This is a genomic window from Streptomyces sp. NPDC055254 (genome assembly GCF_053606025.1).
The window spans coordinates 90,679-114,904 of the sequence record NZ_JBSGQV010000012.1; the positions used below are offsets into that span (position 1 = coordinate 90,679).

At 74.3% G+C, this 24,226-nt stretch carries 22 protein-coding genes and 1 pseudogene; 14 read left to right on the top strand and 9 right to left on the bottom strand.

Annotation, left to right across the window (positions count from 1 at the left end):
* Positions 1-69 precede the first annotated feature (69 nt).
* Positions 70-1,521 (top strand): NCS2 family permease, encoded by a 1,452-nt coding sequence (locus ACWFQ8_RS15085; protein ID WP_453786658.1) that lies wholly within the window; start codon positions 70-72, stop codon positions 1,519-1,521.
* Positions 1,522-1,548: 27 nt separating this feature from the next.
* Here the strand turns inward: ACWFQ8_RS15085 and ACWFQ8_RS15090 are convergent, their stop codons facing one another.
* Positions 1,549-1,731: a hypothetical protein gene (locus ACWFQ8_RS15090; protein ID WP_030156886.1), complete on the bottom strand. Its 183-nt coding sequence runs from the start codon at positions 1,729-1,731 to the stop codon at positions 1,549-1,551.
* A 119-nt stretch (positions 1,732-1,850) separates the two neighbouring features.
* Here ACWFQ8_RS15090 and ACWFQ8_RS15095 point away from each other — a divergent pair, with 119 nt between their 5' ends.
* The 3 genes from ACWFQ8_RS15095 (at position 1,851) to thpR (ending at position 4,372) form a co-directional block, all read left to right on the top strand.
* The gene (locus ACWFQ8_RS15095; RefSeq protein WP_267726860.1) at positions 1,851-2,288 is read left to right on the top strand and encodes a MarR family winged helix-turn-helix transcriptional regulator; all 438 of its coding nucleotides are present in this window, start codon (positions 1,851-1,853) and stop codon (positions 2,286-2,288) included.
* 25 nt (positions 2,289-2,313) lie between these two features.
* Entirely contained in the window at positions 2,314-3,675 is a 1,362-nt protein-coding gene (locus tag ACWFQ8_RS15100; RefSeq protein WP_453786659.1) for an MFS transporter, read from the top strand.
* Between the two features lie 145 nt (positions 3,676-3,820).
* On the top strand, positions 3,821-4,372 hold the full coding sequence (gene thpR / locus ACWFQ8_RS15105) for an RNA 2',3'-cyclic phosphodiesterase (protein WP_453786660.1): 552 nt from the start codon (positions 3,821-3,823) through the stop codon (positions 4,370-4,372).
* A gap of 206 nt (positions 4,373-4,578) precedes the next feature.
* Here the strand turns inward: thpR and ACWFQ8_RS15110 are convergent, their stop codons facing one another.
* Positions 4,579-5,568: an aldo/keto reductase gene (locus ACWFQ8_RS15110; protein ID WP_453786661.1), complete on the bottom strand. Its 990-nt coding sequence runs from the start codon at positions 5,566-5,568 to the stop codon at positions 4,579-4,581.
* Positions 5,569-5,627: 59 nt separating this feature from the next.
* Positions 5,628-6,320, bottom strand: a complete 693-nt coding sequence (locus ACWFQ8_RS15115) for a GDSL-type esterase/lipase family protein (RefSeq protein ID WP_453786662.1) — start codon at positions 6,318-6,320, stop codon at positions 5,628-5,630.
* A gap of 82 nt (positions 6,321-6,402) precedes the next feature.
* Between ACWFQ8_RS15115 and ACWFQ8_RS15120 the strand changes: the two are divergent.
* Positions 6,403-7,419: pseudogene (locus tag ACWFQ8_RS15120) on the top strand (WD40 repeat domain-containing protein); the annotation flags it as partial.
* 221 nt (positions 7,420-7,640) lie between these two features.
* Here the strand turns inward: ACWFQ8_RS15120 and ACWFQ8_RS15125 are convergent.
* The gene (locus ACWFQ8_RS15125; protein ID WP_453786663.1) at positions 7,641-8,558 is read right to left on the bottom strand and encodes a DUF3027 domain-containing protein; all 918 of its coding nucleotides are present in this window, start codon (positions 8,556-8,558) and stop codon (positions 7,641-7,643) included.
* Positions 8,559-8,896: 338 nt separating this feature from the next.
* On the opposite strand from ACWFQ8_RS15125, the gene ACWFQ8_RS15130 reads away from it, so the two are divergent.
* The 4 genes from ACWFQ8_RS15130 to ACWFQ8_RS15145 all read left to right on the top strand — a co-directional run bounded on the left by ACWFQ8_RS15130 (position 8,897) and on the right by ACWFQ8_RS15145 (position 12,793).
* Positions 8,897-10,279, top strand: a complete 1,383-nt coding sequence (locus tag ACWFQ8_RS15130; RefSeq protein WP_453786664.1) for an MFS transporter — start codon at positions 8,897-8,899, stop codon at positions 10,277-10,279.
* A 401-nt stretch (positions 10,280-10,680) separates the two neighbouring features.
* Positions 10,681-11,166 carry a DUF2771 domain-containing protein gene (locus tag ACWFQ8_RS15135; RefSeq protein WP_453786665.1) on the top strand — a complete coding sequence of 162 codons (486 nt, stop codon included), beginning with the start codon at positions 10,681-10,683 and terminating at the stop codon, positions 11,164-11,166.
* Between the two features lie 12 nt (positions 11,167-11,178).
* Positions 11,179-11,931, top strand: a complete 753-nt coding sequence (locus ACWFQ8_RS15140) for a futalosine hydrolase (RefSeq protein ID WP_453786666.1) — start codon at positions 11,179-11,181, stop codon at positions 11,929-11,931.
* Complete coding sequence (locus tag ACWFQ8_RS15145; protein ID WP_453786667.1) at positions 11,918-12,793, top strand: 1,4-dihydroxy-6-naphthoate synthase; 876 nt, start codon at positions 11,918-11,920, stop codon at positions 12,791-12,793. The genes ACWFQ8_RS15140 and ACWFQ8_RS15145 overlap by 14 nt, the downstream gene beginning before the upstream one ends.
* Before the next feature lie 81 nt (positions 12,794-12,874).
* On the opposite strand, the gene ACWFQ8_RS15150 is transcribed toward ACWFQ8_RS15145, so the two are convergent.
* On the bottom strand, positions 12,875-13,258 hold the full coding sequence (locus ACWFQ8_RS15150; RefSeq protein ID WP_322975534.1) for a cold-shock protein: 384 nt from the start codon (positions 13,256-13,258) through the stop codon (positions 12,875-12,877).
* A 178-nt stretch (positions 13,259-13,436) separates the two neighbouring features.
* Here ACWFQ8_RS15150 and ACWFQ8_RS15155 point away from each other — a divergent pair, with 178 nt between their 5' ends.
* Positions 13,437-13,697: a hypothetical protein gene (locus tag ACWFQ8_RS15155; RefSeq protein WP_453786668.1), complete on the top strand. Its 261-nt coding sequence runs from the start codon at positions 13,437-13,439 to the stop codon at positions 13,695-13,697.
* A gap of 55 nt (positions 13,698-13,752) precedes the next feature.
* Here the strand turns inward: ACWFQ8_RS15155 and ACWFQ8_RS15160 are convergent, their stop codons facing one another.
* Both ACWFQ8_RS15160 and ACWFQ8_RS15165 read right to left on the bottom strand, forming a co-directional pair.
* On the bottom strand, positions 13,753-14,370 hold the full coding sequence (locus tag ACWFQ8_RS15160; RefSeq protein WP_453786669.1) for an HAD family hydrolase: 618 nt from the start codon (positions 14,368-14,370) through the stop codon (positions 13,753-13,755).
* 237 nt (positions 14,371-14,607) lie between these two features.
* Complete coding sequence (locus tag ACWFQ8_RS15165; RefSeq protein ID WP_453786670.1) at positions 14,608-15,663, bottom strand: hypothetical protein; 1,056 nt, start codon at positions 15,661-15,663, stop codon at positions 14,608-14,610.
* Between the two features lie 86 nt (positions 15,664-15,749).
* On the opposite strand from ACWFQ8_RS15165, the gene ACWFQ8_RS15170 reads away from it, so the two are divergent.
* From ACWFQ8_RS15170 to ACWFQ8_RS15180, 3 genes are all read left to right on the top strand, one after another.
* Entirely contained in the window at positions 15,750-18,296 is a 2,547-nt protein-coding gene (locus ACWFQ8_RS15170; RefSeq protein ID WP_453786671.1) for a helicase C-terminal domain-containing protein, read from the top strand.
* Positions 18,297-18,341: 45 nt separating this feature from the next.
* On the top strand, positions 18,342-18,938 hold the full coding sequence (locus ACWFQ8_RS15175) for a DUF4291 domain-containing protein (protein ID WP_453786672.1): 597 nt from the start codon (positions 18,342-18,344) through the stop codon (positions 18,936-18,938).
* A gap of 156 nt (positions 18,939-19,094) precedes the next feature.
* Positions 19,095-20,738, top strand: coding sequence for a DNA repair helicase XPB (locus ACWFQ8_RS15180; protein WP_453786673.1), 1,644 nt, complete (start codon positions 19,095-19,097; stop codon positions 20,736-20,738).
* Positions 20,739-20,801: 63 nt separating this feature from the next.
* Here the strand turns inward: ACWFQ8_RS15180 and ACWFQ8_RS15185 are convergent, their stop codons facing one another.
* Positions 20,802-20,987 carry a hypothetical protein gene (locus ACWFQ8_RS15185; protein ID WP_453786674.1) on the bottom strand — a complete coding sequence of 62 codons (186 nt, stop codon included), beginning with the start codon at positions 20,985-20,987 and terminating at the stop codon, positions 20,802-20,804.
* A gap of 358 nt (positions 20,988-21,345) precedes the next feature.
* Between ACWFQ8_RS15185 and ACWFQ8_RS15190 the strand changes: the two genes are divergently transcribed.
* The gene (locus ACWFQ8_RS15190) at positions 21,346-23,328 is read left to right on the top strand and encodes a HelD family protein (RefSeq protein ID WP_453786729.1); all 1,983 of its coding nucleotides are present in this window, start codon (positions 21,346-21,348) and stop codon (positions 23,326-23,328) included.
* Positions 23,329-23,424: 96 nt separating this feature from the next.
* On the opposite strand, the gene ACWFQ8_RS15195 is transcribed toward ACWFQ8_RS15190, so the two are convergent.
* On the bottom strand, positions 23,425-24,120 hold the full coding sequence (locus ACWFQ8_RS15195; RefSeq protein WP_453786675.1) for a copper homeostasis protein CutC: 696 nt from the start codon (positions 24,118-24,120) through the stop codon (positions 23,425-23,427).
* Positions 24,121-24,226 lie beyond the last annotated feature (106 nt).

Below are 24,226 nucleotides of genomic sequence, written 5' to 3' on the forward strand. Positions count from 1 at the left end.
TCATGTGTTCATACTGAAACGGTTTGGGCGTGGCCCATTTTCTTCGTAGGAACACCCATTGAGGACCGTATGAGCACCCCGGCCCCCGCCCCCGCGCCCACCACCCCGGAACCCTCCCGGCCGACCTCCGGAGTGGACCGCTACTTCAAGATCTCCGAGCGCGGCTCGACCGTCGCCCGCGAGGTCCGCGGCGGCTTCGCGACCTTCTTCGCGATGGCCTACATCATCGTGCTGAACCCGATCATCCTGGGCAGCGCGAAGGACATGTACGGCCACCAGCTCGACGCCGGCCAGCTGGTGACGGCCACCGTCCTGACGGCCGCCTTCACCACCCTCCTCATGGGCGTCATCGGCAACGTCCCGATCGCCCTCGCCGCCGGCCTGGGCGTCAACACCGTCGTCGCCCTCCAGCTCGCCCCGCGCATGAGCTGGCCCGACGCCATGGGCATGGTGGTGCTGGCCGGCTTCGTGGTGATGCTGCTGGTCGCGACCGGCCTGCGCGAGCGGGTCATGAACGCCGTCCCGATGGGCCTGCGCAAGGGCATCGCCATCGGTATCGGCCTGTTCATCATGCTGATCGGCCTGGTCGACGCGGGCTTCGTCTCCCGCATCCCGGACGCCGCGCACACCACGGTCCCGCTCCAGCTCGGCAGCGACGGTCATCTGCACGGCTGGCCGGTGCTGATCTTCGTCGTCGGCGTGCTGCTGACCCTCGCCCTGCTGATCCGCAGGACGCCGGGCGCGATCCTGATCTCCATCGTCGTCATGACCGTGATCGCGGTCGCCGTCCAGCTGATCGCCTCGCTGCCGGCCACGGCCTGGGGCCTGACCGTCCCCGAGTGGCCGGGCAATCCGGTGGCCGCACCCGACTTCGGCCTCGTGGGCCAGGTCAGCCTGTTCGGCGGCTTCGGGAAGGTCGGGATGCTGACCGGCATCCTGTTCGTCTTCACCGTGCTGCTGTCCTGCTTCTTCGACGCGATGGGCACCATCCTCGGTGTCGGCGACGAGGCGAAGCTGATCGACGAGAAGGGCGACTTCCCCGGCATCAACAAGGTGCTGTTCGTCGACGGCCTGGCCGTCGCCTCGGGCGGCGCGACCTCGTCCTCGGCCACCACCTGCTTCGTGGAGTCCACGGCCGGAGTCGGCGAAGGCGCCCGCACGGGCCTGGCGAACGTCGTGACCGGGTGCCTTTTCGCCGTGGCGCTGTTCTTCACCCCGCTCGCCACCATGGTCCCGTCCCAGGCGGCGACCCCCGCCCTGGTGGCGGTCGGCTTCCTGATCCTGGCGGGCTCGGTCAAGGACATCGACTGGAGCGACTTCACCATCGCCGTCCCGGCCTTCCTGGCCATGGTGATGATGCCCTTCACCTACTCGATCACCAACGGCATCGGCATCGGCTTCGTGAGCTTCTGCGCCCTGCGCCTGGCGACCGGCCGGGGCCGGGAGGTCCCGGTGGCCATGTACGTGGTGTCGGCGGTGTTCGTCTTCTACTACGCGATGCCGGCCCTCGGCCTCACGTAGGTCCCCCGCGTCACCATCACGCCGGCCTCACGTGAGGCCGTAGAACTTCTCCGTCTCGTCGACGGCCGCCTTGAAGCGCTCGTCGAAGTCATCGCGAATGAGCGTCCGGACCACATAGTCCTGGACGCTCATTCCGCGTTTGGCGGCGTGTGTACGGAGCCTGTCGAGGAGCTCCCCGTCTATGCGCATGCTGAGCACATGTGTCCCCATGCCGAAAGACTCGGGGCAGAGGGGGCGCGCGCGGGTGGCTTTTCGCCGCCGGCTCACCCGTACGAGTGACGAGAAATAACCGGTTTTCCTTAGGGAGGGTAATGAGTTACTCTAAGGACATGCATGACCTTTCCCATGGCGACGACGCTGCCGCCGTGAACGATCTCCGCTCCGCCGTCATGCGACTGGGCCGGCGCCTGAAGCACCAGCGCGTGGACGAGTCGCTGAGCCCGACCGAGATGTCGGTGCTCGGCACCCTTGCCCGGTGCGGCCAGGCCACCCCCGGTGAGCTGGCCAGGCGGGAGCACGTCCAGCCGCCGTCGATGACACGCATCGTCGCGCTGCTGGAGGCCAAGGGACTGGTCACGCTGGAGCCGCACCCGGACGACCGCCGCCAGAAGGTGGTCCGCCAGACGGAAGAAGCCGAAGCGATGCTCGAAGAGAGCCGTCGCAAGCGCAACGCCTTCCTGGCCGGGCTCGCGGCCGAGCTGACCGAGGACGAGTGGGCCAAGCTGCGCGAGGCCGCGCCCGTCCTGGAGAAGCTCGCCCACCTGTAGGAACGACGCCAGGAGGCGAACGCTTTTGAGTACGGGAACCGGAGCAGACTCCGCACCCGGCCACATATCCACCCCTACCACCGCCGCACCCGCACCTGCGGGCAAGAACTCCATGTTCAGCTCGCTGAAGATACGGAACTACCGGCTCTTCGCGACCGGTCAGGTCGTCTCGAACACCGGCACCTGGATGCAGCGCATCGCCCAGGACTGGCTGGTCCTCTCCCTGACCGGGTCCGCCTCCGCCGTCGGCATCACCATCGCCCTGCAGTTCCTGCCGATGCTGGCCTTCGGCCTCTACGGCGGCGTACTCGCCGACCGGCTGCCGAAGCGGCCCCTGCTGATCGTCACCCAGAGCGCCATGGGCCTGACCGGCGTCGCCCTGGCCGTGCTCACCCTGGCGGGACACGTCCAGGTCTGGCACGTCTACCTCGCCGCCTTCCTCCTCGGCCTGATCACCGTCGTCGACAACCCGGCGCGGCAGACCTTCGTCCCCGAGATGGTCGGCAAGGACCAGGTGGCCAACGCGATCAGCCTGAACTCGGCAAACTTCCAGTCCGCGCGGCTGGTCGGCCCGGCGATCGCCGGTGTGCTGATCACCGCCGTCGGCTCCGGCTGGGCCTTCCTGCTGAACGGGCTGTCCTTCGCCGCGCCCGTCATCGGACTGCTGCTGATGCGCACCCGCGAACTGCACCCCGTCGAGCCCCGTCCGCGCGCCAAGGGACAGCTGCGCGAGGGTCTGCGGTACGTCGCCGGGCGCCCGGAGCTGATCTGGCCCATCGCGCTCGTCGGCTTCATCGGCACCTTCGGGTTCAACTTCCCGATCTGGCTGTCGGCCTTCGTCAGCGACGTCTTCCACGGGGACGCGGGCACGTACGGGCTCTTCAACACCCTGATCGCCGCCGGCTCCCTGGCGGGCGCGCTGCTCGCCGCCCGGCGCGGGCACTCCAGGCTTCGGCTGCTCGTGGCGGCGGCCGTACTGTTCTCGGCCCTGCTGCTGGTGACCGCCTTCGCGCCCGGCTTCTGGCTGTTCGCCGCGCTGCTCGTGCCGATCGGCGTCTTCGGACTGACGGTCAACGTCACCGCCAACTCCAGCGTGCAGATGGCGACCGACCCCGAGATGCGGGGGCGGGTCATGGCCCTGTTCATGATGGTCTTCACCGGCGGCACCCCGTTGGGCGCTCCGCTGCTGGGCTGGATCACCGACGCCTACGGCGCGCGGGTCGGCATGGCCGCGGGCGGGCTGATCTCCCTGGCCGCCTCCGTGGCCATCGCCCTGGTCCTGGCCCGGATCGGCAACCTGCGCCTGCGGGTGAACCGCCGCGGCGTCTCCTTCGTCCCGGCCGCGCCCACCGCCGCGACCCGCCGCGAACTGGTGGCGGTGGCGTGAGCCCCGGCGGGGCCTTCGAGCCCCGCCGAGGCACTCCCGGCCCGGCCGGCACTGCGGGGGGCGGGCGTGGAGCGCCGCAGGGTCCGGGGCCGAGCCCCGGCAGCGGCGCCGCACCCGCGCCCGCGCCCGCCGCTAGGCTCACCGCATGAGACTGTTCGCCGCCGTCCTCCCGCCCGCCGAGGCCGTCACCGAGCTGGCCCGGGCCGTGGAGGGCCTGCGCGACGACCACCTCCGGTGGACCGCGCAGGCGGGCTGGCACTTCACCCTCGCCTTCATGGGCGAGGTACGGGACGAGGTGCTCCCGGACCTGCACGCCCGGCTGGAGCGGGCCGCCCACCGCTCGGCCCCCTTCACCCTGCGCCTGCACGGCGCGGGCCACTTCGGCGACCGCGCCCTGTGGGCCGGAGCCGCCGGCGGGCTCGACGGGATGCGGATGCTGGCCGAACGGGCCGACGCCGCCGCCCGCCGGGCCGGAGTGCCCATGGAGCAGCACCGCCGGTACACCCCGCACCTGACCCTGGCCCGCAGCCGCGAAGCCGCCGATCTGGGGCCGTACCTGGCGGGGCTCGCCCCCTTCGAGGGCACCCCCTGGCGGGTCACCGAGCTGAGCCTGGTGCGCAGCCACCTGCCGGTCGACGGGGTGCCCGGCGAGCAGCCCCGCTACGAGACCGTCGCCGCCTGGCCGCTGGCCGGCTGAGCGCGTACCCCGCGCCGACGCCGGGCCGCACGCGCGACGGGCACGGCGAAGCCCCTGCGTCATGGCCGCGGGGGCTGCCGCGTTACGCTCGACGGGTGGATCCCAAGACCAGAAACCGTGTCATGGCCGGTGTGCTCGTGCTGATGTTCCTCGTCGTGGCCGTGGCTGCCGCCGTCGGACAGTAGGCCCGCCGGCGGCCCGCCGCGCTACCAGGCGAAGGCCTCCGGCGACGGCCCCGGACCGGGAAAGATCTCGTCGAGGTCCGCCAGGACCTCCTCCGAGAGCTCCAGCTCGACCGCCCGCAGCGCGGAGTCGAGCTGCTCCTGCGTACGCGGTCCCACGATCGGCCCGGTGATCCCGGGACGCGTCAGCAGCCAGGCCAGCGCGACCTCGCCCGGCTCCAGCCCGTGCTTGTGCAGCAGGTCCTCGTACGCCTTCACCTGGGCGCGCACGGCACTGTTGGCCAGCGCCTCCGCCGAGCGGCCCGAGGCGCGCCGCCCCGACTCGGCGGACTTGCGGATGACGCCGCCCAGCAGGCCCCCGTGCAGCGGGGACCACGGGATGACGCCGAGCCCGTAGGCCTCGGCAGCCGGGACGACCTCCATCTCGGCGCGCCGCTCGGCGAGGTTGTAGATGCACTGCTCGCTGACCAGCCCGAGCCGGCCGGTCCGCGCCGCCACCTCGTTGGCCTGCGCGATCTTCCAGCCGGGGAAGTTCGAGGAGCCGGCGTAGAGGATCTTGCCCTGCTGGATCAGGACGTCGATGGCCTGCCAGATCTCCTCGACCGGGGTGCGCCGGTCGACGTGGTGGAACTGGTAGAGGTCGATGTAGTCCGTCTGCAGCCGCTTGAGGCTGGCCTCGACGGCCCGCCGGATGTTCAGCGCCGACAGGCGGTCGAAGTTGGGCCAGGGGGCCCCCTCGGCGGCCATGCTGCCGTAGACCTTGGTGGCCAGCACGGTCTTCTCCCGGCGGCCCCCGCCCTGACTGAACCAGGTGCCGAGGATCTCCTCGGTACGGCCCTTCTTCTCGCCCCAGCCGTAGACGTTGGCCGTGTCGAAGAAGTTGATGCCCGAGTCGAGGGCGGAGTCCATGAGGGAGTGGCTCTCCGACTCCCCCGTCTGGGGACCGAAGTTCATGGTGCCGAGTACGAGTCGGCTGACCTTGAGGCCGCTACGTCCGAGCTGTGTGTACTTCATGGGGCACTAGCCAACTGCTTGCAGTGCACTCGATGCAAGTCCAGCCTGTGAAGGGTGTGTTACAGAGCGGGGCCGGGACGGTACGGGCCGCCGATCCCCCAGGCCTGGTGCAGGACCGCGGCGAACTCCCCCGCCAGCTTGTGCTCGCCCGAGGCGTTCGGGTGCGTGCCGTCGTAGGTGTCGCGGTGGATGTCGTACCCGTCCGGGCGGGCGGCCAGCAGGAGCGGCGAGGCGGCCGTCGTCAGGTCGGCGACCGCTTTGGCCAGCAGCTCGTTGAACAGTGCCACCTCGGCCGCGAAGGGCGCGTCCTCTTCGGCCCGGACGTTCGGTATCACCGGCAGCAGCACCATCCGCACGGCGGGGGCGGCGGCGCGGGCCCGCTCGACGAAACGGCGGACGTTGGCGGCGGTCTCGTCGGCGCGCGTGTAGAAGCCGAGGTCGATCAGGCCGAGGGAGACGAGCAGCACGTCGGGCCGGGCGGCGCGCGCGGCGGGCCCGATGAGCGGGGCCATGTGCTGCCAGCCCTCGCCCCAGCCGGCCAGGTGGCGGCGGGCATCGGCCGGGAAGTCCGGGGCGGCGTACGCGTGGCTGGTCGGCGCGTCGGCCGCCGTGTCGTACAGCTCGCTGCGCGGGCCGACGATCCGGTGGGGCCCGCCGCTGGTGGTGCCGAGGTGCTGCCACATCCGGTAGCGCCAGGTGTAGTCGCCGGCGCGTCCGATGGTCATGGAGTCGCCGACGAACATGAAACGCATCCGGTCATCATCGCGGATCACGCGACAGGAACCCCTGTGATGCCGAACACTCCGTGCGGGCTGGCAGGCTGGGGGAATGCGCATGCCCCCCTGGACCGCCCGCCCCACCGCCGTCTCCGCGGCCGCCGTCGCCCTGCTGTCCGTCGCGTCCGTCGGTCCGGCCGCTGCGGCCGGTGCGGCGGCGACCGGGCCCGGGGCCTCGTCGTTCACGATCGCCGACCCCCGGATCAAGGAGTCGAGCGGGCTGGCGGCCAGCCGGATCCACCCCGGCGTGTACTGGACGCACAACGACAGCGACGACGGCCCGTACGTCTACGCCGTGGACGCGGCGACCGGCAGGACCGTGGCCCGGGTGACGCTGACGGGCATCGGGAAGCCGCGCGACGTCGAGGGGATCTCGCTCGGTCCGGACGGGCAGCTGTACGTCGGCGACATCGGCGACAACAAGGACGGCACCTGGGACCACGTGTGGATCTACCGGTTCCGGGAGCCGAAGGAGCTCGGCGACGCCACGGTGAAGGGCACGCAGTTCACGGTGCGGTACGAGGACGGGCCGCGGAACGCGGAGGCGCTGATGGTGCACCCGGTCACGGGCCGGGTGTACATCGCGAGCAAGCACGAGAGCAGGGGCGGCCTGTACGAGGGCCCGGCGCAGCTGTCCACGGCCGGACCGAACGTGTTCCGGCGGGTCGCGGACGTGCCGTGGGTGACGGACGGGGCGTTCTCACCGGACGGCGGGCGGCTCACGCTGCGCGGCTACTTCATGGCCCGCACCTACCCGTGGCAGGACGGCCGGCCGCAGGGCGGGGGCGAGCGGGTGGACGCGCCGTGGCAGGGGCAGGCGGAGTCGGTGACCTACACGGCGGACGGCTCGACGTTGATGTTCGGCGCGGAGGGCGAGGGCAGCCGGGTCGTCGCGGTCCCGGCCGGGACCGCGACCCCCCCCCCCGCCGCGCCCGCCGCGGCCGCCACCACACCCCCGCCGGGGGCCCCCGCGGGGGCGGGGCCCGCGTGGGGGGCGCCCCCCCCGCCGCCCCGCGCTCCCGTTGCGGCCGGCCCGGCGGGGGGCGCCCCCGGGGGGGGGGGGGCCCGGGCGGGCCCCCCCCACCGCCGCGCCGTCCGCGCCGGCCGCGTCCTCCACCTCACCGCGGCCGGGGCCCCCGCCGGGCGCGGAGCCGGCGGCGGAGCCGGGTTCCTTCGGCAAGGGCGCGCTGGTCCTGGCCGGCGCCCTGGCGGCCGTCTTCGCCGCCAGGCACCTCTTCCGCCGCCGCACCGCCGAGTAGCCCGCGTGACCCCGAGGGTTCCGAGCGGCCCCAGGGGTCAGGAGTGGCCCAGGTCGGCGGACTGCACGTCCGTCACGGGGACCGAGCCCGTGTGGGGGGAGGGGCGCAGGAGGAACTCGTCCGACGCCATCGAGTCGAGCACCGGCGGCGCCGGCCTCGGCGGCTTCGGCATCACCGCGGCCTCCGAATGCCCACCGCACCCGTAGGAGAGGGAGACGAGGCGCCCGTCCGCCGGCCCGAACTCGTTCGCACAGACACCGAACGCCTGTCCGAGCGACCCTCCGATCGCGACCAGGAAGCCGCACGACACGCACGACGCCGGCGCGGCCTGCGCCATCGGCGTCTTCGCGCCGAACGACTCGTCCCACCGGTCGGCCGCACTGTGCAGCCCGTACCGCGACAGCACCCGCGCGCGCCGCATGCCGAGCTCCTCCGCCACGGAGGTGATGGACCCCCGCACCGGAACCACCGCGCGGTCGGTGACGTCGGCGTCCTCCGCCTCGACCAGTTCGGCCATCTCGGGGGAGACCACCGAGTTCGGCGGCGGGGCGTCCTCGCCCGACCAGCCCGGCTCCAGCCGCAGGTCCTCGGCGTCGGTGGGCAGCAGGTCGCCCGGCCCCATGTCGCCGGGGCGCAGCCGCTCGCTCCACGGCACCCACTCGGGGGCGAGGAGCGCGTCGTCGCCCGGCAGCAGCACCGTTTCGTCGAGCGTGATGTTCTTCGCGCGGGAGGCGCGGGTCACGGTGACGGCCCAGCGCCAGCCCCGGTAGCCCGGTTCCTTGCACTCGAAGAAGTGGGTGACGACCCGGTCGCCCTCCGCCACGGCGGAGACGTGCTCGCCCACCACTCCGGGGAACGCGGCCTCCTCGGCCGCCGCGCGGGCGAGTTCTACCGCCTCCACGCACAGGCGGTCGGGGGTACGCGGGGTACGGCTTCGCGTCGTCGCAGCACTCACTGGTCTCGTTCTCTCCTACGCCGTCTCACGTGTGCGCCGTCCGTACTGTCGTCCACAACGACCCGTCGGTGCTGTCCGTACGTGGCGCGGGCGGAGCGGACCAGAGGGCCGCGTCGACGTCCGCACCCGATCGGCCTCGGGCGCACCTTCCTGCGATTCCATTCTGCGGGATCGCGAAGAGGCGCGCGGCCAAGAGCAACCGCCGGTGGCGCGCTACGCACGCTACCTCCTCCGAAGCCTCCGGCCCACATGCAAGGTCCGATTCGCGGACAAGCCTGCGACCGGAGGCGGGCCCTCCCAGGGCCCGCGACGCGCCGGGAGGGGTCCGCGACGGCCCTGTGGGGCACTATGGCGAGGTGGCACCCGTACGGTCGTCCGCCGACGGCTCGGGACCGGCCAGGCGGGCCGGCCGGGCCGTCGGGCGTGCCCTGCACCTGCCCATCACGGGTACGGCGCGCGGGATCCGGCGGGCCACGCACGCGCACGGTGCCGGCGAGTCGGGCCTCGGGAAACTGATCGAGCTGCACGCGATCAACGGCGCCGGCGATGTGATGATCACGGTCGCTCTGGCCTCGACGGTGTTCTTCTCCGTCCCCACCGACGAGGCCCGCGGCCGGGTGGCCCTGTACCTGGCGATCACGATGGCGCCCTTCACCCTGCTGGCCCCGGTGATCGGCCCGCTCCTGGACCGGCTGCCGCACGGACGGCGCGCCGCGATGGCGGCCGCGATGCTCGCCCGGGCGCTGCTGGCGGTGATGATGTCCGGCGCGGTGGCCACGGGCGGGCTGGAGCTGTATCCGGCGGCCCTGGGCGTCCTGGTCGCGTCCAAGGCGTACGGGGTGGTCCGCAGCGCGGTGGTGCCCCGACTGCTGCCCCCGAAGTTCTCACTCGTCAAGGCGAACTCACGGGTCACGCTGGCCGGTCTGCTGGCCACGGGCGCGGCGGCGCCGGTGGCCGCCGGACTGCACTCGATCGGCCCGCCGTGGCCGCTGTACGGGGCCTGCGCGATCTTCGTGTGCGGCACCTTCGCGGCGTTCACGCTGCCGCACAAGGTGGACGAGGCGAAGGGCGAGCGCCGGGCCCGGCTTTCCACGCACGAGGCGCGCTCACCGAAGCCGGGGCTGCGGACGGTCGGTCCCTCCGTGCTGTGCGGGCTGCTCGCCAACGCCTCGATGCGCGCCCTGTCCGGGTTCCTGATCTTCTTCCTGGCCTTCCTGCTGCGGGACCACCCGATGGCCGGGCAGAGCGCGGCGGTGTCGTTGGGCATCGTGGGCGTCTCGGCGGGCGTGGGCAACGCGTGCGGCACGGCGGTGGGGGCGTGGCTGCGGGCGCGGGCCCCGGAGGCCATCATCGCCGCCGTACTGAGCCTGACGCTGGTGGTCGCGGTGCTCGCGGCGGTGTTCTTCAGCGGGCTGTTCATGGCGGTGCTGGGGGCGACGGCCGGCTTCTGCCAGGCGCTGGCGAAGCTCTCCCTGGACGCGATGATCCAGCGGGACGTCCCGGAGTCCGTCCGCACCTCGGCCTTCGCCCGCTCGGAGACCCTGCTGCAGGTGGCATGGGTCCTGGGCGGCGCGATCGGCATCGCCCTGCCGCTGAACGGCGTACTGGGCATGGCCGTCGCGGCCGCCCTGGTCGCCCTCGGCACGACGATGGCCCTCCGCGGCCTCCTCTCCTCCCCCCACCCCCACCACCCCGGCCCCTCCCGCCCCCGCGTGGCCTGACCGGGGTCCGCAACCCAGCCCCGCCGGCGTTAGAGACGCGGGGTCCGGGCCAGCGCCCCGACACTTCCAGCCCCGCCGGCGCTTGAGGCGCTGGGTCCGGGCCAGCGCCCCGGCACTTCCAGCCCCGCCGGCGTTTGAGGCGCTGGGTCCGGGACAGCGTCCCGACACTTCCAGCCCCGCCGGCGCTTGAGGCGCTGGGTCCGGGACAGCGTCCCGACACTTCCAGCCCCGCCGGCGTTTGAGGCGCGGGGTCCGGGGCAGCGCCCCGGCAGCGGCGCCGCACCCGAAAGCCCGGCCCCGGCGCAGCCGAACGGCCGCCGCACCCCCGAGCCCGGCGCAGCCGACGCGGCACGAGGACCCCGTGCGGCGGCGCAGCCCACCGGCCCGATAGCCTTCGGCTCATGACCGCACCGCTTTTCTCGGGTAGGGCCCGCCGCAGCGTCGCGGCCCTCGGAGCCGTGTCCGCCGGCCTCCTCCTCCTCTCCGCCTGCGACAAGCCGACACCGCTGGCGACCGTGACGGTCGGCACCGAGTCGGTGTCCGCCGAGGCCGCCTGCCACGACGGCAAGGAGCTCTCCATGGAAAAGGTCCAGGAGTGCCTCACCGAACTGAAGGCCGCCAAGACCGTCGACTACACCCGCGGTGACACCCTCCGCCTCGGTGTCGAGCCCGAAGTCGTCGAGGACGGCAAGAAGTGGCAGGCGATCCTGGACGGGCAGCCCATCACCGAGCCGTCCTCCAACACCTACCGCAGCTTCCCCGGCGCCGACGTCTTCGCGACCGGCGGCCAGGGCGAGGCCCCGGCCGCCAAGAAGCTGGCCTTCGTCCAGGTCGGCGAGGACGGCAAGCCCCTCGCCGTCTGGAGCTTCAACCTCAAGCTCAAGTAGCCGGCGGCCCCGGTGCGCGTGCTCGTCGTGACCGCGGTGGCGGCGGAGGCAGACTCCGTCGCGACCGGTCTGACCCCTCATCCGGACGCTCCCGGTCCTGAGCCGCGCACCCTCCCCCCGGGGCATCCCCGCACGCAGTCCGGGGAGGGGTACCCCGTCACCCGCCGGGACCTTCCCGGCATCGCCTTCGACGTGCTCGTCGCGGGCGTCGGGCCGGCGGCGGCCGCCGCCGGCACCGCCACCGCCCTCGCCCTCGCCCCCTACTCGCTCGTCGTGTCCGCCGGAATCGGCGGCGGGTTCCGGCCCGCCGCCCCCCTCGGCTCCCTGGTGGTCGCCGACGCGATCGTCGCCGCCGACCTGGGCGCCGAGACCCCCGACGGCTTCGTCGGCGTGAGCGAACTCGGCTTCGGCCGCACCGTGCACCTGCCGCCCGCCGAGCTCGCCGCACGTGCCGCCGAGGCCACCGGGGCCCTGCTCGCCCCCGTGCTGACCGTCTCCACCGTCACCGGGACCGCCGACCGGGCCGCCGCGCTCGCCGCCCGGCACCCGCTGGCCGGGGCCGAGGCCATGGAGGGCTTCGGCGTCGCGGAGGCGGCCGCCGCGCACGGGCTGCCCGTACTGGAGATCCGCGCCGTGTCCAACGCCGTGGGCCCGCGCGACCGTGCCGCCTGGCGGATCGGGGACGCGCTCGCGGCCCTCGCCGGCGGCTTCCGCGCGCTGGGGCCCGTACTCGCGAACTGGGGAGAACGCCATGAGCACCGGTGACACCGCCGACCGCGACCCGCGGGGACCACTGAGGATCGCCTACTCGCCCTGCCCGAACGACACCTTCGTCTTCGACGCGTGGGCGCACGGCCGCGTCCCGGACGCACCCGCGCTCGACGTCACCTTCGCCGACATCGACCTCACCAACGGCATGGCGGAGCGCGGCGAGCTCGACGTGCTCAAGGTGTCCTACGCCGTCCTGCCGTGGGTGCTGGAGGAGTACGCCCTCCTCCCCTGCGGCGGCGCGCTGGGACGCGGCTGCGGGCCGCTCGTGCTGTCGCGGGAGCCCGGCCTGGACCTGGCGGGCCGGACGGTCGCCGTGCCGAGCGAACGCTCCACCGCCTACCTGCTGTTCCGGCTGTGGGCGGCGGACGTGCTGCCCGACGGCGTCGGCAAGGTGGTCGTGATGCCGTTCCACGAGATCATGCCGGCCGTGCGCGACGGACGCGTGGACGCCGGACTGGTCATCCACGAGGCCCGTTTCACCTATCAGGACTACGGGCTGCACCGCCTCGCCGACATGGGCGAGCACTGGGAGTCCACCACGGGCCTGCCGATCCCGCTCGGCGCGATCATCGCCAGGCGCTCGCTGGGCCCGGAGCGGCTGCGCGCGCTCGCCGCATCGGCCCGTACGTCGGTCCGGATGGCCTGGGACGACCCCGAGGCGTCCCGTCCGTACGTACGCGCCCACGCCCAGGAGCTGGACCCGGCGGTCGCCGACCAGCACATCGGGCTCTACGTCAACGAGTTCACCGCCGACCTCGGCGAGGCGGGCTACGCGGCGGTGCGCGGACTGCTCACGCGGGCGGCCGCCGAGGGGCTGGTACCGGCCATCGCGCCCGGCGCCCTCGACTTCCCGTAGCGCCTCGCGGGGCGCGAACGGCCGCGCCCCACCGCTCCTGCGGGCGGCGGGGCGCAGGTCCGTGCGGGTCTGCCCGGGGCGTCAGACGTCGAGCTGGTCGGCCACCGCGCGCAGCAGGCCGGCGATCTTCGTGCCGTGCACCTTGTCGGGGTAGCGGCCCCGCTCCAGCATCGGGGTGATGTTCTCCAACAGGGTCGTGAGGTCCTGCACGATCGAGGCGAGCTCGTCGGGCTTGCGCCGCTGCGCCGCCGCGACGGACGGCGCCGGGTCCAGCACCGTCACCGAAAGCGCCTGGTCACCGCGCTGGCCGGCGACGACCCCGAACTCGACGCGCTGGCCGGGCTTGAGGGAGTCGACCCCGGCAGGGAGCACCGACGAGTGGACGAAGACGTCGCCGCCGTCGTCGCGGGAGAGAAAGCCGAAGCCCTTCTCACTGTTGAACCACTTGACCTTGCCGGTAGGCACGTCCGTCCTCTGTCCTTGTGCTCGTCGGGGGTCCGGAACTCCGTGAAAGGGTCCGGACAACAGCGCAGCGGGCCATGTGTGACCCGCCGCCTCAAGGCTAATGGCCGGGGGCCGGGAGACAAGTCGTTACCCGGTCCTTCGCCGTCGGCTGCTTCGGCCAAGGAACTACCCTGGTGGGGTGACTGTTACTCCTCATTCCGACGAAGCGCGGCCCGGCGACGCCCTCGTGAAGACCGGCGGCATCGTGTTCATCGCCGGCGCCGTGGCCACGCTCGCGACGATGGCCCCGCTGTTCCTCGACGTCGACCCGTTCCCCTCGTACGCGTGGGCCGTGTGCATGCTGATGGGCGTCGGCTTCGCCATCTCCGCGGCGGGCGTGCTCCGCTCCGCCGCGGCGCAGCGCCGCCAGGCCCGCGCCTCACAGGCGCCGCGGGCCTAGCCGCCCGCAGCCCGGGCCGGGTCCCGTCCCGAGTGCCGGGCCGGGCCGGCACGGGTCAGACCGTACGGGCCGCCACGTACTGCGCGAGCCATTGCGGCAGCGCGGTGAGGTCGGGCAGCACCACGTCCGCGCCCGCCGCCCGCAGTTCCGGCTCCGGGCACGGGCCCGTCGGCACGACCACCGACAGCGCCCCCGCCGTGCGGGCGCCGCGTACGTCGCCCACGTGGTCGCCGACGTAGACCTGCGCCCCGTACTCGCGCAGCGCGCCCGCCTTGGCCTCCGCCCACAGCCAGCCGATCACCGCGTCCGGCTCGATGCCCAGGTGCGCCAGGTGCAGGCGGGCGTTCGGCTCGTGCTTGGCCGTGACCACGATCGCCCGCCCGCCGAGCGCCCGCACGGCGTCGATCGCCTCGCGGGCGCCGGGCATCGCCGGGGTCGTCGCGATGGCGTGGGTCGGGTAGATCTCCCGGTAACGGTCCGCGACGGCCGGGATCTCGGCCTCCGGGAACCAGTGCGCGAGCTCCTCCTCCAGCGGCGGACCGAGCCGCGTGACGGCCGCGTCGGCGTCGATGTACGTCCCCGTCTCGGCGGACAGGGCCTGGTAGGCGGCCTTGATCCCGGGGCGCGAGTCGATGAGGGTCATGTCGAGGTCGAAGCCGACGGTGAGGTTCATACGCCCATTGTGCCGAGCCCCACCGACCCACCCAGCCCCGCCGGCCTTCGAGGCACGGGGCCCGGGGCGGAGCCCCGATCACCCAGCCCGCCAGGCCCACCCAGCCCCGCCGGCGTTCGAGGCACGGGGCCCGGGGCGGAGCCCCGATCATCAGCCCCGCCGGCGTTTGAGGCGCGGGGTCCGGGGCGGAGCCCCGGGAAGCCGGCCCGCAGGGGCAGAGACCGCCGCCCCGCGTGGTCACCGGCGGGCACGCCACACCAGATACCCCGCCGAAGCCAGCGCAGCCCCCCGCACCAGCCACGGCCACATCCCCTCCATCGCCCCGCTCAGCTGGTCGTCGGCCAGCGCCGCACCCCACCGCCCGTCCATCCGTCCCCACAGCCACACCGCCGCTCCCACCAGCGCCGCCCCGATCGGGCCGAACAGCGCCCACTTGCGCTCGGCGGGCCCGAGCACCCGGGACGCGAAGGGAAGGAGCCCGCCGACCGCGAGCAGCAGCCAGTAGCCGCCGGCCGCGCCGGCGACGAGGAGGGCGGCGGCCAGCAGCAGCAGCACGTTCGGCCTGGCCCGGCCCGCCGCGACGGCCGCGCCCGCCGCCGCCTCGGGGGCCGCCGCCCCCGCCGCCTTGGCGGCGCGCCGCCGCTCCCGCAGGAACCGTACGGCGTTCCCCGCCCGTCCCCCGGCCGACCCGGCCGACCCGGCGGTCCCGGCGGTCCCGGCGGTCCCGGCGGGAGGCTCACCCGGTTCCGGGTCCTCCTCCGGATCCGCCTCGAACAGGTCCGGGATCTCGATGCCGCCCGCGAAGCCCTCCACCTGCGGGCCCGCGCCGTACGCGCCGGGGGCGACCCGCCACCAGTCGGGCTCTTCCCCGCCGGACGGCCCGAGTTCGTCGAGCCCCGCCAGGTGCGGCGGCACGTTCTCGGGCTCCGCCGCCGGGCGCGGCGCGGGCGCGCTCTTGCGCAGCAAGCGCCCCGGGCCGCGCTGCGCGGGCACCGCCGGGCCGGGCCGTACGGGGTCCTCGGCGGCCGCGACGGACCCCGCGCCCGCCCCGGGCGTCCGCCCCGGGAGGGTGCCCAGGGTGTCCAGGACCTCCTCGGGCGTGCCGATGCGCTCCAGGATGCGGCGTACGGCGGCCGGCGTCTCCGGTTCGTACTTGGCGCGCCGACGGTCGATCTCGTCCCGCAGCCCCGACACCAGCCGCATCCGGTCGCCCGAGGACAACGCCCGCCGCTGCGCCAAGTCCCCGACCCGGCTCAGATATTCGTAGACCAGCTGGTCGCTCTCGATCCCCATGCCCCGGCTCCTCCCGTACCGCCTGCCGGAAAGGTAGCGCGTGCGCCCGTGGAGCGGCCGGGGGCGCAGCGGATACCGTTGACCGGATGGGGACCGGCCGACTGACCGGCCGACGCGACCAGGAGGCAACTGTGCCCGAGGCAAGCACCGCTGCGGGAGGCACCGCGCAAGGCACCGCGGCAGACACCGCGGGCGGTACCGCGCGCGGCTCCGCGGGAAGCGCCCCGCGCTCCCTCGCCGAGGCGCTGCGCGCCCGTGACGACGAGGCGCTCGCCGGCCTGCTCCGGGCCCGCCCCGACCTGCTGAGCCCGGTGCCGGGGGACGTGACCCAGCTGGCCACCCGCGCCGGGACCCGGGCCTCGGTGGTACGCGCGCTGGAACGCCTGGACCGGTTCGCGCTGCAGACCGCCGAGGCGCTGGCGGTGTCCCCCGACCCGTGCCCGTACGCGGTGCTCCAGTCGCTGCTGACCGGCCACCACGGCGCGGGCACCCAGGGCGACGCCGCGCGCGCCGCCCTGCCCCGGGCCCTGGGCACCCTGCGCGACCAGGCCCTGGTGTGGGGCGGCGACGACCGGCTGCGGCTGGTCCGCACCGCCCGGGAGCTGCTCGCTCCGTCCGCCCGGCGGCCCTCGCCGACCGGCCTCGGGCCGACCGTCGCCGAGGCCACCGCCGGGATGTCGCCGACCCGGATCCAGGAGATCGTGGCGGCCGCGGGGCTGCCCGCCACCCACGACCCGGTGTCCGCGGTGACCGCGCTCACCGGGCTGTTCACCGACCCGGAGCGGATGTCCGCCCTGCTGGACCAGGCCCCGGCGGAAGCGCACCAGGTGCTGGGGCGGCTGGTGTGGGGGCCGCCGTACGGGGAGGTGACGCCGAATCCGGCGGCGCCGGTGCGCTGGCTGCGCGACCGGGGGCTGCTGCTGCCGGCGTCGGCGCGGACCGTCGTACTGCCCCGCGAGGTGGCGCTCCACCTGCGCGGGGGTCTGGCGCACCGGGACACCGCGCCGGTGGCTCCGGCGGTGCCGGCGCACCGCGAGCACCGTCCACAGCTTGTGGACGCGAACGCCGCCGGGCAGGCGCTGGCCGCGCTGTCCACCGTCGAGGAGCTGGTGAAGTCCTGGGAGCACACCGGTCCGGCGGTGCTGCGGGCGGGCGGGCTCTCCGTACGGGACCTCAAGCGGGCCGCGGCCACCTTGGACACCACCGAGGCATCGGCCGCGTTCTGGATCGAACTCGCCTACGCCGCCGGGCTGCTGGCCGGCGACGGGGAGGCGGACGAGCGGTACGCGCCCACGCCCGCCTTCGACGGCTGGTGCGAACTGCCGCCCGCCCAGCGATGGGCGGTCCTCGCGCGGGCCTGGCTGCCGGCGACCCGGACCGCCGGCCTGGTCGGCGAGCAGGACTCCAAGGGCCGCACCCTGTCGGTGCTCGGCCCCGAACTCGACCGCTCCGCCGCCCCCGAGGTGCGCCGGCGGGTCCTGGACCTCCTCGCGGCGCTGCCCGAGGGCGGCTCCGCCGACCCGGAGGCCCTGCTGGCCCGGCTCGCGTGGGAGCGGCCGGTACGCGGTACGAGCGATCTGCGCGCCCGCCTCGCGCAGTGGACGCTGACCGAGGCGGAGGTCCTCGGCGTGACCGGCCGGGGCGCCGTGTCCGGTCCGGGCCGGGCCCTGCTGGCACACCGCGACCCGGCGCCGCTCCTCGCGCCGCTGCTCCCGGAGCCGGTGGACCACGTCCTGCTCCAGGCCGACCTGACGGCCGTGGCGCCGGGGCCGCTGCGCCGCCCGCTCGGCGACGTCCTGGCGGTCCTCGCGGACGTGGAGTCCAAGGGCGGCGCGACGGTGTACCGCTTCACGCCCGGATCGGTGCGGCGCGCCCTGGACGCCGGGCACACCGCCGTCGACCTGCACGCCTTCCTCGCTGAGCACAGCATCACGCCGGTCCCGCAGCCTCTGTCGTACCTGATCGACGACGTGGCCCGGCGGCACGGGCACCTGCGGGTCGGGGCGGCCTCCTCGTACGTGCGCTGCGACGACGACTCCGTGCTGGGCGAGATCCTGGCCGACAAGCGCTCGGCCGGGCTGGCGCTGCGCCGCCTCGCGCCCACGGTGCTCGCCGCGCAGGCCGAACCGGGCGCCCTGCTCGACGGGTTGCGGGCGATGGGGTACGCGCCGGCCGCGGAGTCCCGTACCGGCGACGTCCTGGTGTCGCGGGCCGACGCGCACCGCGCCCCGGCGCGCTCGGCGCCCGTACCGGTTCCGGACGGCCCGCCGGTGCCGGACGCGACGCTGCTGGGGGCGGCCGTACGGGCGATCCGCGCGGGCGACCTGGCCGCGACGGCGGTCCGCAAGGAACCCTCCGCACCCGGCTCGGGGGACGCCGCCCAGGCTCCGGGCGAACTGCCGCGCACGAGCGCGGCGGAGACCCTGGCGACGGTGCAGGCCGCCGCTCTGACCGGGTCGGCGGTGTGGATCGGCTACGTGAACGCCGAGGGCGCGGCGAGCCAGCGGGTCATCGCGCCGGTGCGGGTGGAGGGCGGCTTCGTCACCGGGTACGACCACACGGCGGACGAGGTACGGACGTACGCGCTGCACCGCATCACGGGCGTCGCGGAACTGGCGGAGGACCAGGTCTGACGAAAATGAGTGGCCGCTGCGGGAAGCGCCCCGCACCCTGAGGGCATGTCCGACAGCCAGCCGTCGCAGCGCGCGGTCCGCGCCGTGCACACCGACACCACGGTCACCGTCTACCAGGCGTACGCTCCCCGGCTCGGCCTGCCGGCCGCCCGCGACGGCCGCTTCCCGCCCGCCTGGAAGCGGGAGCGGATGACGTGGGTCAAGCCGTCGTTCCTGTGGATGATGTACCGCTGCGGCTGGGCGACCAAGGCGGACCAGGAGACGGTGCTGGCGGTCGAGATCACCCGCGAGGGCTTCGAGGACGCCCTGCGCCACGCCTGCCTGTCGCACTTCGAGGCCGGTACGCACCCCGATCGGGCGGCCTGGCAGCGGCAGCTGCGCGAGGCGCCGGCACGCGTCCAGTGGGACCCGGAGCGCGACCTGAACCTGAACCCGCTGGCGTACCGCTCGCTCCAGCTGGGCCTGTCCGGCCGGGCCTCGCGCGCGTACGCCGACGCGTGGACGGTCTCCATCCGCGACGTGACCCCGCTGGCGCGGGAGATCCACGGCTTGCTCCGGGCCGGTGAGCGGGACGCGGCGCGCGCCCTGCTCCCGGCCGAGACCCCGTACCCCTGCGGGCCGCTGCCCCACCTGGGGGCGTAGCCGCGGCGACCGGGCAGAGCGCGAGCCGGCACCGCCGCCCGCCTGTCCCGAGGCCCGACTCCGGGCGCACACCACCCCGCCACCGGCCGGATGCGGCAGACTGGAGGTTTGGCCGTCCGCGCCCGGGCGGCCACCCCACGCAGGAAAGGGACGTGTGTGAACGGGCCCCTCATCGTCCAGAGCGACAAAACCCTCCTCCTGGAGGTCGACCACGAGCTCGCCGGAGCCGCGCGGCGTGCCATCGCTCCCTTCGCCGAGCTGGAGCGGGCTCCCGAGCACATCCACACCTACCGGATCACCCCCCTCGGCCTGTGGAACGCCCGGGCCGCCGGGCACGACGCCGAGCAGGTCGTCGACGCCCTCGTCGAGTACTCCCGCTACCCCGTCCCGCACGCGCTGCTCGTCGACGTCGCCGAGACCATGGCGCGCTACGGCCGCCTCACCCTCTCCAAGCACCCCGTGCACGGCCTGGTCCTGACCAGCACCGACCGGCCCGTGCTGGAGGAGATCCTGCGCTCCAAGCGGATCATCCCCCTCGTCGGGGCCCGGCTGGACCCCGACACCGTGGCCGTGCACCCCTCGGAGCGCGGGCAGATCAAGCAGACGCTGCTCAAGCTGGGCTGGCCGGCCGAGGACCTCGCGGGGTACGTCGACGGCGAGGCCCACCAGATCGACCTCGCGGAGGACGGCTGGGCGCTGCGCCCGTACCAGCAGCAGGCCGTCGAGGGCTTCTGGCACGGCGGCTCCGGTGTCGTCGTACTGCCCTGCGGCGCCGGCAAGACGCTGGTCGGCGCCGGCGCCATGGCGATGGCCAAGGCGACCACGCTGATCCTGGTCACCAACACCGTCTCGGCCCGCCAGTGGAAGCACGAGCTGGTCAAGCGGACCTCGCTTACGGAGGAGGAGATCGGCGAGTACTCCGGCACCCGCAAGGAGATCCGACCGGTCACGATCGCCACGTACCAGGTCCTCACGACGAAGCGGAAGGGCGTCTACCCCCACCTGGAGCTCTTCGACTCCCGGGACTGGGGCCTGATCGTCTACGACGAGGTGCACCTGCTGCCCGCGCCGGTGTTCAAGTTCACCGCCGACCTCCAGGCGCGGCGCCGGCTCGGCCTGACCGCGACGCTCGTGCGCGAGGACGGGCGCGAGTCGGACGTCTTCTCCCTCATCGGGCCGAAGCGGTTCGACGCCCCGTGGAAGGAGATCGAGGCGCAGGGCTACATCGCGCCCGCCGACTGCGTCGAGGTCCGCGTCAATCTCACCGAGTCGGAGCGGCTGGCGTACGCGACCGCCGAGACGGAGGAGAAGTACCGCTTCTGCGCGACGACGGCGACGAAGCGGAAGGTCACCGAGGCCCTCGTCGCCAAGCACAAGGGGGAGCAGACCCTGGTCATCGGCCAGTACATCGACCAGCTCGACGAGCTGGGCGAGCACCTGGACGCGCCGGTCATCAAGGGCGAGACCTCCAACGCCCAGCGGGAGAAGCTCTTCAACGCCTTCCGCGAGGGCGAGATCAGCGTGCTGGTCGTGTCGAAGGTCGCGAACTTCTCGATCGACCTGCCGGAGGCGACGGTCGCCATCCAGGTGTCGGGCACCTTCGGCTCCCGCCAGGAGGAGGCGCAGCGCCTGGGCCGCGTCCTGCGCCCGAAGGCGGACGGCCACGAGGCGCGGTTCTACTCGGTCGTGGCGCGCGACACGATCGACCAGGACTTCGCGGCCCACCGCCAGCGCTTCCTGGCCGAACAGGGCTACGCCTACCGCATCATGGACGCGGACGACCTCCTGACCAGCGACTGACCCCCGCGCCCCGCCCCGTCCGCGCGGCCGGTGGGGCGGGGGACGGGGTGGCCGGACGGCGGGTCAGCGGCGGACGACGCCCGCCTCCTCGGCGTAGTCGCCCAGCACGATCACGCTCACGGCAGCCGCCGCGAAGACCCTGGCCGCCCGCAGCATGCCGCCGAGGCCCGGGCGGGGGTGGAGGTCGGAGAGGGTGGTGGCGCCGCTCGGGCGGCCGCCCTGGATCGAGGTGAAGGTTGCGGTGCTCATGCAGCCATGGTGCGTTCGCGGCCCGGCCCGCACATCGGCCCCCGGTGGTAATCCCCGGGCCCTCCGTCTCCTCCTCACGTCTCACACCACCCCCTAGTGGGTCTGTCCCGGCTCGCGCATATCCGGTCGCGGCGCTCCCGGGCGGTGGCTAGAATCTCCGCTCTTGCCGCCTCCCGCCGCCCCGTCGGGGAGAGCCGCCCGGCCGGGGGCACCTCCCAGCGGTAGCCGGGGGCGGAAGCCGGCGGGCTCCCGTTCCGCACCAGCCGCTGGAGGCAGTCCCGTGCCCGTGCACGCCCCCGACCAACCCCTCGCCCGCGAACGCGCCCACCTCACCGCCTCCCGCGCCGCCCTCCGCGCCATGCGCGAGGACGTGGAAGGCCTCGACATCCGGGACGTCACCGCCAACTGGGTCAACGCGGTCGTCCTCCGGGCCCAGATCGACGACCGCATCAAGGCCCTCGCCGACCTCACCCACACGCCCCTCTTCTTCGGCCGCCTCACCTACCTGCACGCCCCGGGCGCGGACCTGGCCGAGGGCGCCGACGGCGAGCAGTTCTACATCGGCCGCCGCCACGTCCACGACGCCGACGGCGACCCGATGGTCATCGACTGGCGAGCCCCCGTCTCCCAGCCCTTCTACCGCGCCTCCAGGACCGATCCCCAGGACATCGCGCTGCGCCGCCGCTTCGGCTACACCGGCGGCGAGCTGACGGCGTACGAGGACGAGCACCTGTGCGACCCCGCCGAGGCCCCGCGGGGGTCGGCCGTCAGCAAGCTGCTCCAGCAGGAGATCGAGCGTCCGCGCGTGGGCCCGATGCGGGACATCGTCGCGACGATCCAGGCCGAGCAGGACGAGATCGTCCGCTCCGGCCTGACCGGCTCGGTCTGCGTGCAGGGCGGCCCGGGCACCGGCAAGACGGCGGTCGGCCTGCACCGGGTCGCGTACCTGCTGTACGCCCACCGCGACCGCCTCGCCCGTACGGGGACGCTCGTCATCGGGCCGAACCGCTCCTTCCTGCACTACATCGAGCAGGTCCTGCCGGCACTGGGCGAGCTGGAGGTCGAGCAGGCCACCCTCGACGACCTGGTCGCCCGCCCCGGGCTGGAGGTACGCGGCACGGACCCCGCCGAGACCGCCGCGGTCAAGGGCGACGCCCGGATGGCGGAGGTACTGCGCCGCGCGGTCCGCGCGCACGTCACGGCGCCGACCGAGACGCTGATGGTGGTCCGGGGTTCGCGGCGCTGGCGGGTACCCGCGTACGAGCTCGCCGAGATGGTCGAGGAGCTCCAGAACCGCGACATCCGCTACGGCGCCGCCCGCGACGCGCTGCCGCAGCGCATCGCGCACGCCGTCCTGGTACGGATGGAGCAGGCCGGCGAGGCGCCGGACGACCGCGTCCAGGACGCGGTGGCGCGCGATCCCGCCGTGAAGGCGGCCGTGAAGGCGCTCTGGCCGCCCGTCGAACCGGCTAAGCTCGTCCTGCGCCTGCTGAGCGACCCCGACTTCTTGGCCCTGCACGCGGCGGACGTCCTGACGGCGGACGAGCAGAAGCTGCTGCTGTGGCCGAAGCCGTTCCGCACGGTGAAGTCGGCGAAGTGGTCGGCGGCGGACCTGGTCCTGATCGACGAGGCGGCCGACCTGGTGGAGCGGACGCCGTCGCTGGGCCATGTCGTCCTCGACGAGGCCCAGGACCTCTCCCCGATGCAGTACCGCGCGGTCGGCCGGCGCTGCACGACGGGCTCGGCGACGATCCTCGGCGACCTCGCCCAGGGCACGACCCCGTGGGCCACGCGCGGCTGGGAGGAGGCGCTGACCCACCTGGGCAAGCCGCAGGCGGTGGTGGAGGAGCTGACGGCGGGCTTCCGCGTGCCGCGCGAGGTGATCGCGTACGCCTCCCGGCTGCTGCCGTCGATCGCGCCGGGCCTGGCGCCGGTCTCCTCGGTCCGTGAGACGCCGGGTTCGCTGCGGATCTCGCGGACCTCCGATCTGACGGCGGCGGTCGTCGCCGCGTGCCGGGAGTCGCTGGAACACGAGGGGTCGGTCGGCCTGATCGCGGCGGACGCCCGGATCCCGCTCCTGGCGGAGGCCCTGCGGGCGGCGGGGCTGGCGTACCTGGCGCCCGGCGAGGAGACGACGGCGCAGTCGCGGCTGACACTGGTGCCGGCGTCGTTGGCGAAGGGCCTGGAGTACGACTACGTGGTCCTGGACGAACCGGCGGCCATCGTCTCCGGCGAGCCGGACGAACGGACCGGGCTGCGCCGGCTGTACGTCTGCCTCACCCGCGCCGTCTCGGGACTGACGGCCCTCCACGCCGCCCCCCTCCCTACCCCGTTGTCCTGACCCCCGGGGCTCCGCCCGGACCCGGAAGCAGGTGCCCGTACGGGGAAACGGGAGCCGGGCCGGGGGCGCCGGCCCGGCAGGGCCCCCGGCGCGGGGTCAGGTGTCGAGTGCCGTCCGCCACCGCGCCACCGCGGCCGCCGAGACCGGGTGGGTCCAGCCCGACGGGCGGGCCGCGCCCCCGATGTGGAAGGCGTCGATGCCCGCCCGGCGCAGCACCGGTACGTGCGCCAGCGCCAGGCCGCCGCCCACCAGGATCCGCGCCCCGTACCCCGGCTCACCGCTTCGCGCCGCCTCGGCCAGGAGGACCGGCAGCCCCTCGTCCACCCCGCCCGCCGCGCCGGCGGTCAGGTACGTGTCCAGTCCCGGCACCTCCGCGAGGGCCTTCCGCAGCTGGTCCCGGTCCGCCGCGCGGTCGATCGCCCGGTGGAAGGTCCAGCGGCAGCCCTCCAGCTCCGCCGCCACCGCTTCGACCGCCGCCAGGTCCGGTGTGCCGTCCGCGTGCAGGAAGCCGAGTACGAACTCCCGCGCACCCTCCGCCCGCAGGGCCCGCGCCGTCGCCGCGAGAGCGTCGACGTCGCCCGCCGCGAAGCCGTCCGTCCCGCGGAGCATCACCCGCAGCGGGATGTCGACCGCCGCCCTGATCGCCGCGAAGGTCTCGCGCGCCGGGGTGAGCCCGTCGGCGGCCATGTCGGTGACCAGTTCGAGTCGGTCCGCCCCACCGGCCTGGGCCGCGACCGCGTCCTCCACGTCGAGGGCGATCACCTCCAGGAGGCCACGCGCAGGGTTGCTCATTCGATCCCGTCCTTCAAGAAACTGCCCGCAAGGCCCCATACGGCGATCCGGCCAGTAGGAAAATAGGTCTAGTCCAATATCCAGAGTACGGGCCCACGTCCGCGCT

Coding starts and splice junctions, on each gene's coding strand:
- ACWFQ8_RS15085 (WP_453786658.1), top strand. CDS start 70: ATGAGCACCCCGGCCCCCGCCCCCGCGCCCACCACCCCGGAACCCTCC.
- ACWFQ8_RS15090 (WP_030156886.1), bottom strand. CDS start 1,731: ATGGGGACACATGTGCTCAGCATGCGCATAGACGGGGAGCTCCTCGAC.
- ACWFQ8_RS15095 (WP_267726860.1), top strand. CDS start 1,851: ATGCATGACCTTTCCCATGGCGACGACGCTGCCGCCGTGAACGATCTC.
- thpR (WP_453786660.1), top strand. CDS start 3,821: ATGAGACTGTTCGCCGCCGTCCTCCCGCCCGCCGAGGCCGTCACCGAG.
- ACWFQ8_RS15110 (WP_453786661.1), bottom strand. CDS start 5,568: ATGAAGTACACACAGCTCGGACGTAGCGGCCTCAAGGTCAGCCGACTC.
- ACWFQ8_RS15115 (WP_453786662.1), bottom strand. CDS start 6,320: ATGCGTTTCATGTTCGTCGGCGACTCCATGACCATCGGACGCGCCGGC.
- ACWFQ8_RS15135 (WP_453786665.1), top strand. CDS start 10,681: ATGACCGCACCGCTTTTCTCGGGTAGGGCCCGCCGCAGCGTCGCGGCC.
- ACWFQ8_RS15145 (WP_453786667.1), top strand. CDS start 11,918: ATGAGCACCGGTGACACCGCCGACCGCGACCCGCGGGGACCACTGAGG.
- ACWFQ8_RS15160 (WP_453786669.1), bottom strand. CDS start 14,370: ATGAACCTCACCGTCGGCTTCGACCTCGACATGACCCTCATCGACTCG.
- ACWFQ8_RS15165 (WP_453786670.1), bottom strand. CDS start 15,663: ATGGGGATCGAGAGCGACCAGCTGGTCTACGAATATCTGAGCCGGGTC.
- ACWFQ8_RS15170 (WP_453786671.1), top strand. CDS start 15,750: ATGGGGACCGGCCGACTGACCGGCCGACGCGACCAGGAGGCAACTGTG.
- ACWFQ8_RS15175 (WP_453786672.1), top strand. CDS start 18,342: ATGTCCGACAGCCAGCCGTCGCAGCGCGCGGTCCGCGCCGTGCACACC.
- ACWFQ8_RS15185 (WP_453786674.1), bottom strand. CDS start 20,987: ATGAGCACCGCAACCTTCACCTCGATCCAGGGCGGCCGCCCGAGCGGC.
- ACWFQ8_RS15190 (WP_453786729.1), top strand. CDS start 21,346: ATGCGCGAGGACGTGGAAGGCCTCGACATCCGGGACGTCACCGCCAAC.
- ACWFQ8_RS15195 (WP_453786675.1), bottom strand. CDS start 24,120: ATGAGCAACCCTGCGCGTGGCCTCCTGGAGGTGATCGCCCTCGACGTG.